Here is a 15,900-nt window from a genome sequence, read left to right on the forward strand (position 1 = left end):
TTTCGTGGCAGGCCGAGACCCGGCTCGCCACGAAAGAAGAAACACAACAACCGAAGCCTACAATTTCAAAACCACACCAAGCCCAAAGCCCATGACCACCCCTCCAGACGTCACCACCATCTCCCCCCGCGACAAAGCCGAGATCCTTGCCCAGGCACTGCCCTACATCCGCAGGTACCACGGCAAGACCATGGTCATCAAGTACGGTGGCAACGCCATGACCGACCCGGCCCTGCAGCAGGACTTCGCGGAGGACGTGGTGCTGCTCAAGCTGGTCGGCATCAACCCGGTGGTGGTGCACGGCGGTGGCCCGCAGATCGAGACGCTGCTCAAGCGGCTGGGCAAGCAGGGTCAGTTCATCCAGGGCATGCGCGTGACGGACCCGGAAACCATGGAGGTGGTGGAGTGGGTGCTGGCCGGTGAGGTGCAGCAGGACATCGTGGGCCTGATCAACCAGGCCGGTGGCAAGGCCGTGGGCCTGACCGGGCGCGACGGCGCCATGATCCGCGCGCAGAAGCTGCGCATGACCGACCAGAAAGACCCGAACCTGGAGCACGACGTCGGCCAGGTGGGTGACATCGTCAGCATCGACCCCAGCGTGGTGAAGGCCCTGCAAGACGACCAGTTCATCCCCGTGGTCAGTCCGATCGGCTTTGGCGAGAACAACGAGAGCTACAACATCAACGCCGATGTGGTGGCCGCCAAACTCGCCACCGTGCTGCAGGCCGAGAAGCTGCTCATGCTCACCAACATCCGCGGTGTGCTCGACAAGGACGGCCAGTTGCTCACCGAGCTCACGCCCCGACGCATCGACGAACTGGTCGAAGACGGCACCATCTCCGGCGGCATGATCCCCAAGATCGCTGGTGCGCTGGACGCGGCCAAGAGTGGTGTGAACGCGGTGCACATCATTGATGGCCGGGTGCCGCACGCGCTCCTGCTGGAGGTGTTGGGCAACGAGCCTTTCGGCACCATGATCAAAAGCCACTGACCCGTGGAGCAGGCGCCCTGGCGCGGCGCGGAATGCGATCACCCACTGACATCGGGTACCCCGCCCCCGTTGGGTTCGTGGCGCTGCGGCAATGTGCGAAAATTCGTAACAGGAAGACGAACCAGGGCCGGCACCGCGGCCACCAGCACCCATCAGCACCCACCGATCGGACCGCCTGCCCATGACCTCCAATGCCCCCGAGTCTCCGACCCCGGAAGACGCTGCAGCGCTAGAAGCGGCCAGCGTGATCGAAGCCGCCGCGCATGCCGAGGGCACCGGTCGCAAACGGCCCAAACCTGGCGAACGTCGGGTGCAGATCCTGGAGGCGCTGGCCACCATGCTGGAGCAGCCCGGTGCCGAGCGCATCACCACCGCGGGCCTGGCGGCGCGGCTCGAAGTGAGCGAAGCCGCGCTCTACCGCCACTTCGCCAGCAAGGCCCAGATGTTTGAAGGTCTGATCGAATTCATCGAGCAGTCGGTCTTCGGCCTGGTCAACCAGCTTGGCGAGCGTGAACCCGACGCCAACGCGCGCTGCCGCAAGCTTGTCACGCTGCTGCTGCAGTTCGGCGAGAAGAACCCCGGCATGACCCGCGTGATGGTGGGCGATGCGCTGGTTTACGAAAACGAGCGCCTGCAACAACGCATGAACCTGTTCTTCGACAAGATCGAATCGGTGCTGCGGCAGAACCTGCGCGAATCGGCCGTGGTGGCCGGCGCAGTCACGCCCACGGTGGACGCACAGGCCGATGCGTCGGTCATCACCGCCTTTTGCGTGGGCCGACTGCAGCGTTTCGCGCGCAGCGGCTTCAAACGCTCGCCCAGCGAAAGCCTCGAACACAGCCTCGCGCTGCTGCTGCCGGTCGGTCGGCTCTGAGCGCATGCAAGGTCCACCATGGCTGGGTGCCGTGGTGTGTCTTTTAGGGCGTCGCACCTAAACAAAATTCGCTCAAAGCGCGGCTTGTTTGCGCGTGAAGCGGCTTTTGCGGTAAAAATAGAACGACCGTTCGATTATTCGGGCGGTCGTCTTTTTTTGCCCTTCTTCTTCATCAGGACCGATCCGCATGAGCGTGAACCCCATCACCCGCAGTCCGCGATCCGACGCATCGGCCCACAAGCCTTTGCAGAAGGGCCAGCAGACCAAAGCCGCCATCGTGGATGCCGCGCTCGGTCTGGCCACGCAGATCGGTCTGGAAGGTCTGTCGATCGGCGCGCTGGCCGAGGTGATGCAGATGAGCAAGTCGGGCGTGTTCGCCCACTTCGGCTCGCGCGAGGAGCTGCAGATCTCGGTGGTGCGCGAGTACCACGCGCGTTTCGAGGAAGAAGTGTTCTATCCCGCGATCAACGCGCCGCGCGGACTGCCACGCCTGCGCATGCTGTTCGACAACTGGATGAAGCGCACCTCGGTGGAGATCGATTCGGGCTGCATCTACATCAGTGGCGCGGTCGAGTTCGATGATCGGCCCGGTCCGGTGCGCGATGCGCTGGCCAGTTCGGTCAACACCTGGCTCTCGGCCATGCGTCGCGCGGTCGAGATCGCCATTGAAGAAGGCCATCTCGCACCCGACACCGATGCGGCGCAGATGGCGTTCGAGATCCACGCGCTGATCCTGGCGCTGCACTACGAGGCCCGCTTCCTGCGCAGCCCCGATTCGGCCAGCCGTGCGGTGCGCGCGTTCGAGAACATCGTGACCCGCTTCGGTAGAGCCCCCGCACCCGCCGCGCGCAAGACCACCAAAACCCCAGCCTCTGCACCCACGCGAGGCTGATTTCCTTTTCGTTTTTTCGCAAACCCAGCCCAGGAGCTTCCCCATGCCCATCTACAACCCGCCCCTGCGAGACATGCAGTTCGTGATGCACGAAGTGCTCAAGGTCACCGACGACCTCAAGGCCATTCCAGCCCATGCCGAGATCGACGCCGACACCATCAACGCGGTGCTGGAAGAGGGTGGCAAGTTCGCCTCGCAGGTGCTCTTTCCGCTGAACATCAGCGGCGACACCGAAGGCTGCAAGCTTGACCAGAAGACGCACGAAGTCACCACGCCCAAGGGCTTCAAGGAGGCCTACAAGACTTATGTGGACGGTGGCTGGGCCGCGCTCTCTTGCGACCCCGCGTTCGGTGGCCAGGGTCTGCCCCTGGTGGTGAACCAGTGCCTGTACGAGATGATGAACTCGGCCAACCAGGCCTGGACCATGTACCCCGGTCTCACGCACGGCGCCTACGCCGCGCTGCACACCTTCGGCACCGACGAGCAGAAGGCGACCTACCTGCACAAGATGACCAGCGGCGAGTGGACCGGCACCATGTGCCTGACCGAACCGCATTGCGGCACCGACCTGGGCCTCATGCGCACCAAGGCCGAGCCGCAGGCCGACGGCACCTACAAGCTCACCGGCAACAAGATCTTCATCAGCGCCGGTGAACACGACATGGCCGAGAACATCATCCACCTGGTGCTGGCCCGCCTGCCCGATGCGCCTCCCGGCATCAAGGGTGTGAGCCTGTTCATCGTGCCCAAGTTCAATGTGAACAAGGACGGCACGCTGGGCGAGCGCAACGGCATCCACTGCGGTGGTCTGGAACACAAGATGGGCATCCACGGCAACGCCACGGCGCAGATCGTGATCGACGGCGCCATCGGCACCATGGTGGGCCAGCCCAACAAGGGCATGCAGGGCATGTTCGTGATGATGAACGCCGCGCGCCTGGGCGTTGGCAACCAGAGCCTGGGCTTGACCGAGGTGGCCTACCAGAACGCGCTGGCCTATGCGAAGGACCGCATCCAGATGCGAAGCCTGACCGGCCCCAAGGCCAAGGACAAGCCGGCCGACCCGATCATCGTGCACCCGGACGTGCGCAAGATGCTGCTCACCGCCAAGGCCTACGCCGAAGGCGGGCGCGCCCTGGCCATCTTCTGCTCGGTGTTGCTGGAGAAGGTGCACAACCACCCCGACGAGAAGGTGCGCAAGGACAGCGACGACATGCTGTCGCTGCTCACGCCCATCACCAAGGCCTTCCTGACCGACAACGGCTACAACGCCGCCACGCAGTGCCAGCAGGTGTTCGGTGGCCACGGCTACATCAAGGAATGGGGCATGGAGCAGTTCGTGCGCGACGCCCGCATCAACATGATCTACGAAGGCACCAACACCATCCAGGCACTGGACCTGCTGGGCCGCAAGGTGCTGGGCAACAACGGCGCCACGCTCAAGAAGTTCGGCAAGCTGGTGGGCGCGCTGGTGATGGATGAGGGCGTCAACGAGAAGATGGCCGAGTTCATCAACCCGCTGGCCGTGCTGGGTGAGCAGATCACCAAGTTCACCACCGAGATCGGCTTCAAGGGCCTGCAGAACGCCGACGAAGTGGGCGCCGCCGCGGTGGACTACCTGCGCGTGGCAGGCCACCTGGTGTTCGGCTACTTCTGGGCCCGCATGGCGCAAGTGGCGCTGCGCGAGATCGCCGCCGGCAACACCGACCCTTTCTACACCGCCAAGCTGCAGACCGCGCGCTTCTACTTCGCCAAGCTGTTCCCCGAGACCGCGACGCTGATGCGCACCGCGCGCGCCGGTTCCAAAGTTCTCATGGACACCGACGCAGCGCTGGCATGAAATGAAACACCCCCGCGTCGCTGCGCGCCGCCCCCTCAAGGGGGCAGCACCAGCGGCCTGGCAAAGCCAGCTCCGCGGTGTTTCTGGACCAAGGCATTTCACTCAAAGGAGACTTCGATGATCAAGACAGCCATTGCCGTTTCATTGCTTGGGTTGACCGGTCACGCGTTCGCGCAGATGTCGCCCGTGGGTCTGTGGAAGACGATTGACGACGACACCAAGATTGAGAAGTCCCTGGTGCGCATCAAGGAAAACAACGGCGTCTTCAGCGGCACGATCGAAAAGCTGCTGGAGCCCGATGCCAAGCTCGACTCGGTGTGCGAGAAGTGCACCGACGAGCGCAAGGACAAGCCGGTGCTCGGCATGACCATCCTGCGCAACCTCAAGCAGAGCGCCAACGACAAGGGCATCTACGACGGTGGCGACATCGTCGATCCGAACAACGGCAAGGTCTACCGCACCCGCCTCAAGCCGATCGAAGACGGCAAGAAGCTGGAAATGCGCGGCTACATCGGCCCGTTCTACCGCACCCAGGTCTGGATCCGCGTCGAGTGAAGCACGCGCGTCCGTTCCCTTTCATGGAAAACCAATGAACCGATTTCAAGTGAAGAAAGTCGCCGTGCTCGGCGCGGGCGTGATGGGCGCGCAGATCGCTGCGCACCTCGTCAACGTCAAGGTGCCGGTGGTGCTGTTCGATCTGCCTGCCAAGGAAGGTCCGAAGAACGGCATCGTCACCCGCGCCATCGACAACCTCAAGAAGCTCAAGCCCTCGCCGCTGGGCGTGGCGGCCGACGCCGACCTCATCGGCCAAGCCAACTACGAAGAGCACATGGAGCAGTTGAAGGACTGCGACCTGATCATCGAGGCCATTGCCGAGCGCATGGACTGGAAGCTCGACCTGTACCAGAAGATCGCGCCCTTCATCGCTGACCACGCCATCGTCGCGTCCAACACCTCGGGGCTGTCGATCACCAAGCTCAGCGAGGTGCTGCCCGAGGCGATCAAGCCGCGCTTCTGCGGCATCCATTTTTTCAACCCGCCGCGCTACATGACGCTGGTGGAGCTGATCGCCACGCCCACCACCGAAGCACAGATCCTCAACGACCTGGAGACCTTCGTCACCAGTGGCCTGGGCAAGGGTGTGGTGCGCGCCAAGGACACGCCCAACTTCATCGCCAACCGCATCGGCATCGCCGGCATGCTGGCCACGATGAAAGAGGTGGAGAACTTCGGACTCACTTTTGATGTGGTCGACGACCTCACCGGCAAGCGCCTGGGCCGGGCGAGCAGCGGCACCTTCCGCACCGCCGACGTGGTGGGCCTGGACACCATGGCCCACGTGGTCAAGACGCAGCAGGACAACCTGAGCATCGACACCGACCCGTTCTACGGCAGCTTCGGCACACCGCCGGTGCTCAAGAAACTCATCGAGTTGGGGAACCTGGGCCAGAAAGCCAAGGCCGGCTTCTTCAAGAAAGTGGGCCGCGACATCCTGCGCTTCGATCTGGACAGCGAAGACTACGTGCCCGCGGGTGAGAAGGCCGACGAGGTCTACGGCCGCATGCTCAAGCGACCGGCCGCCGAGCGCCTGAAACTGCTGCGCAACGCCGAAGGCCCGCAAGGCCAGTTCCTCTGGGCCATCCTGCGCAACAGCTTCCACTACGCCGCCGTGCACCTGGCGACCATCGCCGAGACCGCGCGCGACGTGGACCAGGCCATGCGCTGGGGCTTCGGCATGAAGCAGGGCCCGTTCGAGCTCTGGCAGGAAGCCGGCTGGCTCGACGTGGCGACGATGATCCAGGAGGACATCGATGCCGGCAAGGCGCTGAGCAAGGCGCCGCTGCCCGAGTGGGTCTTCAAGGGCCCGGTGGCCGAGGCCGGTGGCGTGCACACCGCGCAAGGTTCGTGGAACCCCGGCAAGGGCACGTTTGACGCGCGCCTGCAATTGCCGGTCTACCAGCGCCAGCACTTCCCCGAGCTGCTGCTCGGCGAAGCCGGTCCGAAGTTCGAGACCGCAGGCAGCACGATCGAGGAGAACGATGCGATCCGCATCTGGACGCTCGACGAGCAGGTGCTCATCGCCAGCATCAAGACCAAGATGCACGCCATCAGTCCCGAGGTCTGCGAAGGCCTGATGGCCGCCGTGGACCTGGCCGAGAAGGACTACCAGGGCCTGGTGGTCTGGTCCGGCGACGAACCCTTCAGCGCCGGTGCCGACCTGCAGGCCATGTTGCCGGCCTTCATGGCGGTGGGCGTGAGCGCCATCGAAGACGCCGAAGGCTTCATGCAGCAGACCATGCTGCGCCTGCGCTACGCCAACGTGCCGGTGGTCAGTGCCGTGCGCGGCCTGGCGCTGGGCGGTGGCTGTGAACTGGCGGTGTACAGCGCGCGCCGCGTGGTGCACATGGAGAGCTACATCGGCCTGGTGGAAGTCGGTGTGGGCCTGGTGCCTGGCGCTGGCGGCCTGACCTACATCGCGCGCCGCGCGGCCGAAAACGCCGAGACCTCGACGGGCAAGGACCTGCTGCCCTTCCTCACCGAAGGCTTCACCGCCGCGGCCATGGCCAAGGTCGGCACCAGCGCGCTGGAGTCGCGCCAGCTCGGTTACGTGCTGCACTCCGACGTGGTCGTGCCGCACAAGGACGAGCTGCTGTATGTCGCCATCAACGAGGCCAGGAGCCTGTTCAACGGCGGCTACCGCGCGCCGCACAAGCGCCTGTTCCCGGTGGCTGGCCGCGACGGCAAGGCCACCATCCTGGGCAGCCTGGTCAACATGCGCGACGGCGGCTTCATCAGCCAGCACGACTTCCACATCGCGTCGCTGATCGCGAACGTGGTGACCGGTGGCGACGTGGAGCCCGGCACGCTGGTGAACGAGGACTACCTGATGACGCTGGAGCGCCAGGCCTTCTGCTCGCTGATCGTGCATCCCAAGACACAAGAACGCATCCTCGGCATGCTCAACACGGGCAAGCCCGTTCGCAACTAAGGACACGACATGAGCAAACAGATCCAAGACGCCTACATCGTCGCCGCCACCCGCACCCCCATCGGCCGTTCGCACAAGGGCTCGTTCAAGCACCTGCGGCCGGACGACATGCTGGCCCTCGCGTTGCGCTCGGCCCTGTCGCAAGTGCCCACGCTTGACCCCAAGGCCATCGAAGACATCATCTGCGGCTGCGCCATTCCCGAAGCGCAGCAGGGCCTGAACGTGGCGCGCATCGGCGCCATCCTGGCCGGCCTGCCCAACAGCGTGGGCGGCATCACCGTCAACCGCTTCTGCGCTTCGGGCCTGTCGGCCGTGCAGATGGCGGCCGACCGCATCCGCGTGGGCGAGGCCGACGTGATGATCGCTGCCGGCACCGAGAGCATGAGCATGGTGCCCATGATGGGCAACTCGCCCAGCCTCTCGCCCACCATCTTCCGCAACACCGACGACGTGGAGAGCTACGGCATCGCCTACGGCATGGGCCTCACGGCCGAGAAGGTGGCGCAGCAGTGGAAGGTCTCGCGCGATGCGCAGGATGCCTTCGCGCTGCAGTCGCACCAGCGTGCCGTGCTGGCCATGAAGAACGGCGAGTTCAGCGACGAGATCACCCCGGTGGAAGTGACCGAACGCAGCGTGAACCTGGAAACCGCCGAGGTCAGCACCACCACCCGCACCGTGAGCCTGGACGAAGGCGCACGCCCCGACACCTCGATCGAAGGCCTGGCGAAGCTGCGCACCGTGTTCGCCGCGCGCGGCTCGGTCACCGCCGGCAACAGCTCGCAGACCAGCGACGGCGCCGGTGCGCTCATCCTGGCCAGCGAATCGGCCGTGAAGCGTTTCGGCCTCACGCCGCTGGCGCGCTTCGTGAGCTACGCCTCGCGCGGCGTGCCGCCGCACCTCATGGGCATCGGCCCGATCGAGGCGATCCCCGCGGCACTGAAATACGCCGGCCTCACGCAGGACGCGATCGACTGGATCGAGCTCAACGAGGCCTTTGCCGCGCAGTCGCTCGCGGTCATCAACACCCTGGGCCTGGACCCGAGCAAGGTCAACCCCATGGGCGGCGCGATCGCGCTGGGCCACCCGCTGGGCGCCACCGGCGCCATCCGCGCGGCCACTGTGGTGCACGCGCTCAAGCGCCACAACAAGAAGTACGGCATGGTCACCATGTGCGTCGGCATGGGCCAGGGCGCCGCGGGCATCTTCGAGCGGGTGTGAGCGCCGTGTCGCGAGCAGGACGGCACGTCCACGCGCCATCTTGCAAACTCATCGCATGACCATGCATTCTTTCGATCACGCCGTCGCGCTGCAGCCCACCGGCGCCCACCAGTACAGCGGCGCCACCTCGCCCGCCTACGGCAACATGGTGGGGCCGTTCGGCGGCATCACCGCGGCCACGGTGACGCAGTCGGTGATGCAGCACCCCGAGCGGCTCGGCGAGCCGATTGCGCTCACGGTGAACTACGCGGCCGCGCTGGCCGATGGTGCCTTCACCGTGACGGCGCGCCCTGTGCGCACCAACCGCTCGACACAGCACTGGGTGATGGAGATCACCCAGCCCGATGCCAACGGCGCGCCGGCCACCGTGCTCACCGCCACGGCCGTCACCGCCGTGCGGCGCGAGACCTGGAGCGTGGACGACGAGCCCATGCCCGCCGTGCCCGCGCCCGCCGCCGTGCCACGCATGACGTTGCCGCGCTCGGTGGCGTGGGTGCAGCGCTATGCCATGCACCCCATCACCGGTGCGCTGCCCACAGTCTGGGAAGGCCAGGGCGACAGCAGCCTGATCCAGATGTGGGTGCGCGACGAGCCCCAGCGCCTGCTCGACTTCACAAGCCTCTCCGCATTGGCCGACGTGTTCTACCCCCGCATCTGGCTGCGCCGTGCCAAGCCGGTGCCCACGGGCACGGTGTCGATGACGGTGTACTTCCACGCCGGCTCGGCCGAGCACACCGCCACCGGTTCGGGCTGGCTGCTCGCGCAGGCGCGCGGCCAGGCGTTCCGCAACGGCTTCTTCGACCAGACCGCGCAGCTCTGGAACGAGGCCGGCGTGTTGCTGGCCACCACGCACCAGATCGTCTACTACAAGGAATGACGCCTGTTCAGGGGCGACCCAGGAACAGGTAGAGCCCGGTGTAGCCCTTGGGCGCGCTCACGATGCTGAGATACAGCGGACCAATGCCGGTGTCCGCCCCCACGAACAGGCTGCCGGCGCCGCGCAACTGCCGCAGCGTGACGTCGCTGCGTTCGGTCCAGGCGTTGCCGGCTTCGAGCGATCCACCCACGAACAAGGCACGCGCCACACCCACCGAGTAGGGCAGGCGCTGGTAGTAGGTCAGGCGACCGAACAGCAGGTAGTTGCCCGCCACCTGTGCCGTGCGGTAGCCCGAGAGGTTCTGGAAACCGCCGAGCGAATACTCGTCGATGGCGGCCAGCGGGATGTGGTTGGTGTAAGCGAGTCGACCGCCGACGTTCAAGCTGTGCACGCCCCAGCTCTTCACCGCAGTGAACGAACTCTCCAGCCGGGTGAAGTCGCTGGTCTCGCCGCCGTCCACCTGGCGCCGCCCCCACGAGAGCTGGGCCTGTCCGCGGTAGCCGCGTGAGGGGAAGTTGGCGAAGTCGAGCTGGTCGGCCATGATGGCGGCACGCAGGCCACGCTCGGTCCAGCGCACCGTGCCCACACCGGCGGGTATCGCTGCCGACAGCAGTTCGGGCTGGGCCCGCCGCGCACTGGCCACCACACCCAGCCGTGCTTCGCCCACGGTGCCACGCAGGCCGATGGGCCAGCCCAGGTCGGCTCCGACCGTCACGCCCTGTCGTTGCACCAGCGCGAGCGCATCACCCTCGTCGCTGAACAGCTCGACCTTGTTGATGCTGGTGTCCACGTAGGCCGCCGCGAAGCGTTCGCTGTTCACGCCCAGCGGCTGGTAGATCTCGGAGTACAGGCCCACCGTTTCGCCGAGCTGCACCCGGTTGCGCCACTCGGCCCCGCTTTCGTTGAGCCAGTGCCGGTTGTGGCTGATGCGCAGGTTGAACGCACCCTCTCCCTGGAAGTCGGTGCGCAGGTCCAGGCCCACCCGCAGGTAGTTCGGGCCCCACGCGTTTTCGCGCAGCTTGATCGTCAGGTCCTCGGTGCCGTTGTCCTCGCGCCGGCTCAGCGTGTAGTCGATGCGTTCGTAGTCGCCGCTGACCGAGAGCTTCTGCAGATCGGCTTCGAGTCTGGGCACATCCAGCCGCTGGCCAGGCTCGGTGTCCAGCGTCCTGGCCAGGCGCGCCGCGCGCTCTTCGCTCACGCCTTCAAAACGGATGGCACCGATCCGCCCCACCCGATCGGCGTTGGCCAGCGCCTGTGCGCTGCGCGACTTCACCCAGCCCGCGTAGCGGCGTTCGTCCACCGCGAAGCGCGCGAGCGCTTCGCTCACGGTTCGTGCGTACTCGTTGCCGATCTTCACCAGTTCGACCGCCTTGTCGAAGTCGCTGGACGTGAGCTTGCCCAGTGGAGGCGCGAGCAGCAGGTCTTTCGGCGTGAGCGTGGCGATGCTGGCCTGCACGTTCTGTTCGGTCAGGATGTTGACCATCTGCGTCGTCACACCCAGCACCGTGCCCAGCGTTTCGCGCCCGGCCAATGGGGTGCCGATGTTCACCGCGATGATCACCTCGGCGCCCATGGCGCGCGCCACGTCCACCGGCAGGTTGTTCACCAGCCCGCCGTCGCCCAGGATGCGGTCGTCGATCGACAGGGGTGAGAACACGCCGGGCACCGACATGCTGGCGCGCAGCGCCGCGGCCAGGTCGCCCCGGTCCATCACCACCGCCAGGCCGGTCTCCATGTCGGTGGCCACGGCGCGAAACGGTGTGGGCAACTGGTCGAACGATTCCAGGTGCCGGGTCGAGAGTGTGTAGCGGCGCAGCAGCATTTCCAGTGAGCGGCTGGACACGGCGCCCGTGGGCAGCTGGAACTCGCCGTCGCGAAAGCCCAGTTGCAGCACCGGCGAGAGCTCGAAGTCCTCTTCCTTGCGGCGTTGCGAGAGCAACTGGCGCGGCTCGCGGCTGTTGAAGAGGCCGCCCCAATCCACCTCGACGATCTCGCGCTCCAGATCGTCCGCCTTCATGCCACTGGCGTAGAGCCCGCCGATGATCGCGCCCATCGAGGTGCCCACGATCATGTCCACCGGCACCCGCGCGGCTTCCAGCGCCTTGAGCACGCCCACGTGCGCAAACCCGCGCGCACCGCCGCCCGAGAGCACCAGGGCCACGCGAGGGCGTTCACCGTCGTTGCTGCCCTGGGCGGCCGAGGGCAGTGGCACGAACAGGGACGCCACCGTGGCGAGGATCAGAAGAATGGAACGGGAGCGCATGAAACACCTGTGTGCAGAAGCGGCGTCCAGGCGCCGGGATGTGCGGCCAAGTGTAGGCGGGGCATCGGCCACAAAGAGGTACCGATACACGCTGTCACGCACCGGTCAGACATCGGGAGCGCGACCCAGAAAAGCACGCCCGTTCGTGGTAATTTGCGACTTCCCTTTCGCACCACGAGACATCCACCATGAGCGACATCCTCGTCCACACCGAAGCCGGCGTCTGCACCCTCACGTTCAACCGCCCGGACAAGAAGAACTCCATCACCGCCGCCATGTACGGCGCCCTCGCCGACGCGCTGCAGGCCGCGCAGGACGACGCGCAGGTGCGCTGCGTGGTGCTCCAGGGCAACGAGACCATCTTCTCGTCCGGCAACGACATCGGCGACTTCCTCAACAACCCGCCGGCCACCACCGATTCACCGGTGTTCCGCTTCCTGCGCGGCATTGCGCAGTTTCCCAAGCCGTTGATCGCCGCCGTGTGCGGCCCGGCCGTGGGTGTGGGCACCACGATGCTGTTCCACTGCGACCTGGTGTACGCGGGCGACAACGCCGCCTTCTCCATGCCCTTCGTGAACCTGGGCCTGTGCCCTGAGGCGGCCAGCAGCCTGCTGGTGCCGCAGATGCTGGGCTATCACCGCGCCGCCGAGGCGTTGCTGCTGGGCGAACCCTTCATGGCCGAGGCCGCCCTCGAAGTGGGCCTGGTCAACCGCGTGCTGCCGCCGCTGGAAGTGGCCGGCTATGCGCAGACCGTGGCGGGCAAGATGGCCGCCAAGCCCATCACCGCCTTGATCGAGACCAAGCGCCTGATGAAGAAGGGCCAGCTCAAGCAGGTGTTGGAGGTGATGGCCGAAGAAGGCGCGAGCTTCGGTCGCATGCTGGGCGAGCCCGCGGCCAAGGAAGCGTTCGGCGCGTTCATGGAACGCAGGAAGCCGGACTTTTCGAAGGTGTGATCGGCCCAGAGGACGTCGCACGTATAGCGATGGCGCGCCGTGGTCAGTCCAGCGCTTCCATGCGAGCGAACCGCACCACCGTCACGCCCGGGCGCGCCTGCCGCGTCGACGGCATCACGAGCACGCAGTCGTCGTGTGGCGTCGTCACCGGCTCGCCGTCGTTGTTCGCGATCACCGTGCCGGCCTGGGGTATCAGCTCCAGACCCTGGAAACCCTGGGTGAAGAAGAAGCGCTCGCTTCGGGCCACCACGGCACCGGTCACATGCAAGGCCCACTGCGGACGGGTGTCGGGCATCTTCCAGCCCGGCATCGACCGCAGCGCAGATGAGTCCGAGACCGTGCCGGCCTGAATCAGAAATCGGACGCACTGGTCGCGGGCCACGTCAAGGCTGGCCCGGTCGCCGTGGTACCCGCACTCGATGAGCAGCGAGCGTGTGTCGGGTTGATCGCTGTCCGGCAGGCCAAAGCGGCCGTAGTCGCGCATGCGCACGCCGTCCGTGTGGCCCGCGTCCACGACCACGTGCGCGGGGGCGCGCATCTGGCGCGCCAGTTCCAGGTTGCGGGCATGCGTCCCCACCAGCGACAGCGGCTGGCCGGGCTCGTGCATGGAGTGCAGGTCCAGCAGCCAGTCCGCGCGCTTCACGAAGGGCTCCAGCGCGGCCGCGCGCTGGCGTTCGCGTGTGTGGGCCTGTGCCAGCCGCTCCGGCACCCATTGCCGGTTCATGTCTTCGTCGACGAAACGGGAGGCGTCGCTGTCGCCCGCATCAAAGCAGTCAAAGGCTTCCAGGTTGCAGAACGCCAGGGTGAGCGAACCCGCATCGGGCCGGATGCCTGCGTCGAGCAGGTCCTTCAAGGCCCACGCACCACACAGTTCGTTGCCGTGCACCAAGGCCGTGAGCATGACGTGGCGCCCCGGCGCTTCGGCGTCGAAGTGCCACACGCCCTCGACACCGGTGTTGCCGGCGCGCCAGGGGCCGAGATCGGGAGGGGTCAGCGAAAACACGATGCCGTTCACTCCTTGATGTTCGCGAACGTCACGATCTTCTGGTACTTCACCGTCTCGTCCGCCAGGAACTTGCCCATCTCGACGTTGGGCGGCGCGACGGTGGAGCCGCTGTCCTCCAGTTTCTTGCGGAACTCGGGTGCCTGCAGGGATTCGGCCAGCGCCTTGCGCAGGCGGGCCGTGATGGCCTCGGGCAGGTTGGGCGGCGCCATGAGGGCGAACCAGACCCCGATGTCCATGTTGCTGAGCGCCGGGTGATCGGCCAGGGGTGCGATATCCGGTGCCACGGCGGAGCGCTTCTTCTCGGTGATGCCCAGTGCCACCATCTTGCCGCCGCGGATGTGCGACAGCCCGCTGGACAGCACGTACACGCCGAAATCCACCGTGCCACCGTACAGGTCTGTCGTCAGCGGTCCGACGCCCCGGTAGGGAATGTGCGACATGAAGAGACCTGCCTGCTGTTTGGCCATTTCGGCCGAGAGATGCAGCGCCGTTCCCACACCCGAACTGCCGTAGATGTACTTGCCGGGTTTGGCCTTGACCGTGCTGATGAACTGGTCGACCGTCCTGATGCCGCTGTGGATGGAGGCCACCAGCACCATGGGCTGGGAGGCGACCAGTCCAATCGGCGTGAAGTCCTTGTAGCTGTACTTCACCGCAGGCGAGATGAGCCTGTTGATCGCGATCTCGTTGTTGGCGCCCAGAAGAACCGTGTACCCGTCAGGCGTCGCGCGAGAAACCTTCTGCGCGCCAATGGCCCCGCCGGCGCCACCCACGTTCTCCACCACGACCGGGACACCGAGCTTCTTCGACAACTGATCGGCCACGGCCCGACCGGTGAGGTCGGTGCTGCCGCCTGGTGGGTAGGCCACCACGACGGTGATCGGACGGTCCGGATACGTGTCGGTCTGGCCATGTGCCATCGGCGCCAGGCCCGCGGCCAGGACCACCGACAGGGCCGTCGAAAGGAGTGGGGGGATGAATCGCATGTCTGTCTCCTGTTGTGAATAGCAGCGATTCTTGGATCCATGTCTTCTCGTGAGTGTGCCGAAACGGCACAAACCGGTGCTTTTGTTCATGAGGTCAGCCCGGGGCGGAAATTTCCCAAAGCGTCTCTGCCAGGGGTGAGAGGCGCCGCTTGGTGCGGACCATGCGCACCTCAAAAGCGATTTCCAGCGCCTTGCTTGCAAGAGGGGCGAGCTTTCCTTCCTTGTGCGCGCCCACCGCCAGTGACCAAGGAAGCCATGCGACGCCCAGGCCCTTGAGCACATATTCCAGCAGCGCATCGGCCGAGTCGCATTGCAGGATGGGCTCCAGGCGGGGCGCCTGTGCATGGTTCGAGAGGTGGTCGGACACCAGTTGCCCCAGCGCCAGGGTGTTGGCGTAGGCCAGGTAAGGCACTGGCTTGCTGGACGAGAAGCGGTGCAGCGTCTTGCCGCCCGCGCTGGCGCGTGAGACCGGCACCAACCGGTCGTGCGCCATGGTGTGCTGGAGATACTGAGAGGGTTGCAGGCGCATGGCGATCGCCGGGTGGTAATACGTCAGCATGAAGTCGGCATCGCCTCGTTCGAAGCGCTGCAGTGTCTCGGCCATCGAGCCGGTGCGCACCACCACCCGCGCACCGGCGGTGTGCGCCCTGATGCGCCACAACCAGTCTGCGGCCAGGGTTCGGGCCAGGGTGCGTCCGGTGGCCAGCGTGAGCACGCTTTGACTCGGCAGCGCCTGGTCCAGGATTTCGGTGCGTGCGGCCGCGAGTGCCTCGACGGCCTGGCGCGCATGCTGCAACAAGGTCTCACCGGCAGGCGTGAGTGTCACCGGGCCGCCCTCCCGCAGCACCAGATCGACGCCAGCCCATTCTTCAAGGCTCTTGATCCGCCGCCCGAAGGCCGGATGGGTCACATGCCGCTGTGTCGCGGCACGCACGAAGCTCCTTGTCTCGGCCAGGGCGATCAGATCTTCGAGCCACTTGATCTGCATGGTCGGTTGTCCTTCATCAAAAC

Annotated in this window: 13 protein-coding genes; 9 read left to right on the forward strand and 4 right to left on the reverse strand. The window is 66.0% G+C overall.

Annotation, left to right across the window (positions count from 1 at the left end):
- The first annotated feature begins 91 nt into the window (after positions 1-91).
- From argB to V6M63_RS11175, 8 genes are all read left to right on the forward strand, one after another.
- Positions 92-991, forward strand: a complete 900-nt coding sequence (gene argB / locus V6M63_RS11140; protein WP_332741762.1) for an acetylglutamate kinase — start codon at positions 92-94, stop codon at positions 989-991.
- 181 nt (positions 992-1,172) lie between these two features.
- Positions 1,173-1,865: a nucleoid occlusion factor SlmA gene (gene slmA / locus V6M63_RS11145; protein WP_332741764.1), complete on the forward strand. Its 693-nt coding sequence runs from the start codon at positions 1,173-1,175 to the stop codon at positions 1,863-1,865.
- A 187-nt stretch (positions 1,866-2,052) separates the two neighbouring features.
- A complete protein-coding gene (locus V6M63_RS11150; RefSeq protein WP_332741766.1) occupies positions 2,053-2,757 on the forward strand; it encodes a TetR/AcrR family transcriptional regulator in 705 nt (234 codons plus the stop codon).
- 43 nt (positions 2,758-2,800) lie between these two features.
- Entirely contained in the window at positions 2,801-4,597 is a 1,797-nt protein-coding gene (locus V6M63_RS11155) for an acyl-CoA dehydrogenase C-terminal domain-containing protein (protein ID WP_332741768.1), read from the forward strand.
- Positions 4,598-4,714: 117 nt separating this feature from the next.
- Positions 4,715-5,152, forward strand: coding sequence for a DUF2147 domain-containing protein (locus V6M63_RS11160; protein WP_332741769.1), 438 nt, complete (start codon positions 4,715-4,717; stop codon positions 5,150-5,152).
- A gap of 34 nt (positions 5,153-5,186) precedes the next feature.
- The gene (locus V6M63_RS11165; RefSeq protein ID WP_332741770.1) at positions 5,187-7,586 is read left to right on the forward strand and encodes a 3-hydroxyacyl-CoA dehydrogenase/enoyl-CoA hydratase family protein; all 2,400 of its coding nucleotides are present in this window, start codon (positions 5,187-5,189) and stop codon (positions 7,584-7,586) included.
- A 9-nt stretch (positions 7,587-7,595) separates the two neighbouring features.
- Positions 7,596-8,804, forward strand: a complete 1,209-nt coding sequence (locus V6M63_RS11170) for an acetyl-CoA C-acyltransferase (RefSeq protein ID WP_332741771.1) — start codon at positions 7,596-7,598, stop codon at positions 8,802-8,804.
- Positions 8,805-8,859: 55 nt separating this feature from the next.
- A complete protein-coding gene (locus V6M63_RS11175) occupies positions 8,860-9,681 on the forward strand; it encodes an acyl-CoA thioesterase (protein ID WP_332741773.1) in 822 nt (273 codons plus the stop codon).
- A gap of 7 nt (positions 9,682-9,688) precedes the next feature.
- Here V6M63_RS11175 and V6M63_RS11180 read toward each other — a convergent pair whose 3' ends face one another.
- Entirely contained in the window at positions 9,689-11,944 is a 2,256-nt protein-coding gene (locus V6M63_RS11180) for a patatin-like phospholipase family protein (RefSeq protein WP_332741775.1), read from the reverse strand.
- A gap of 188 nt (positions 11,945-12,132) precedes the next feature.
- On the opposite strand from V6M63_RS11180, the gene V6M63_RS11185 reads away from it, so the two are divergent.
- The gene (locus V6M63_RS11185) at positions 12,133-12,897 is read left to right on the forward strand and encodes an enoyl-CoA hydratase (RefSeq protein WP_332741776.1); all 765 of its coding nucleotides are present in this window, start codon (positions 12,133-12,135) and stop codon (positions 12,895-12,897) included.
- A gap of 43 nt (positions 12,898-12,940) precedes the next feature.
- On the opposite strand, the gene V6M63_RS11190 is transcribed toward V6M63_RS11185, so the two are convergent.
- The 3 genes from V6M63_RS11190 to V6M63_RS11200 all read right to left on the reverse strand — a co-directional run bounded on the left by V6M63_RS11190 (position 12,941) and on the right by V6M63_RS11200 (position 15,877).
- On the reverse strand, positions 12,941-13,903 hold the full coding sequence (locus V6M63_RS11190; RefSeq protein ID WP_332741919.1) for a succinylglutamate desuccinylase/aspartoacylase domain-containing protein: 963 nt from the start codon (positions 13,901-13,903) through the stop codon (positions 12,941-12,943).
- A gap of 5 nt (positions 13,904-13,908) precedes the next feature.
- On the reverse strand, positions 13,909-14,889 hold the full coding sequence (locus V6M63_RS11195) for a Bug family tripartite tricarboxylate transporter substrate binding protein (protein WP_442909576.1): 981 nt from the start codon (positions 14,887-14,889) through the stop codon (positions 13,909-13,911).
- Between the two features lie 94 nt (positions 14,890-14,983).
- A complete protein-coding gene (locus V6M63_RS11200; RefSeq protein WP_332741777.1) occupies positions 14,984-15,877 on the reverse strand; it encodes a LysR family transcriptional regulator in 894 nt (297 codons plus the stop codon).
- Positions 15,878-15,900 lie beyond the last annotated feature (23 nt).

It is taken from the genome of Hydrogenophaga sp. (assembly GCF_036675665.1).
Taxonomy (GTDB): Bacteria; Pseudomonadota; Gammaproteobacteria; order Burkholderiales; family Burkholderiaceae_C; genus Hydrogenophaga.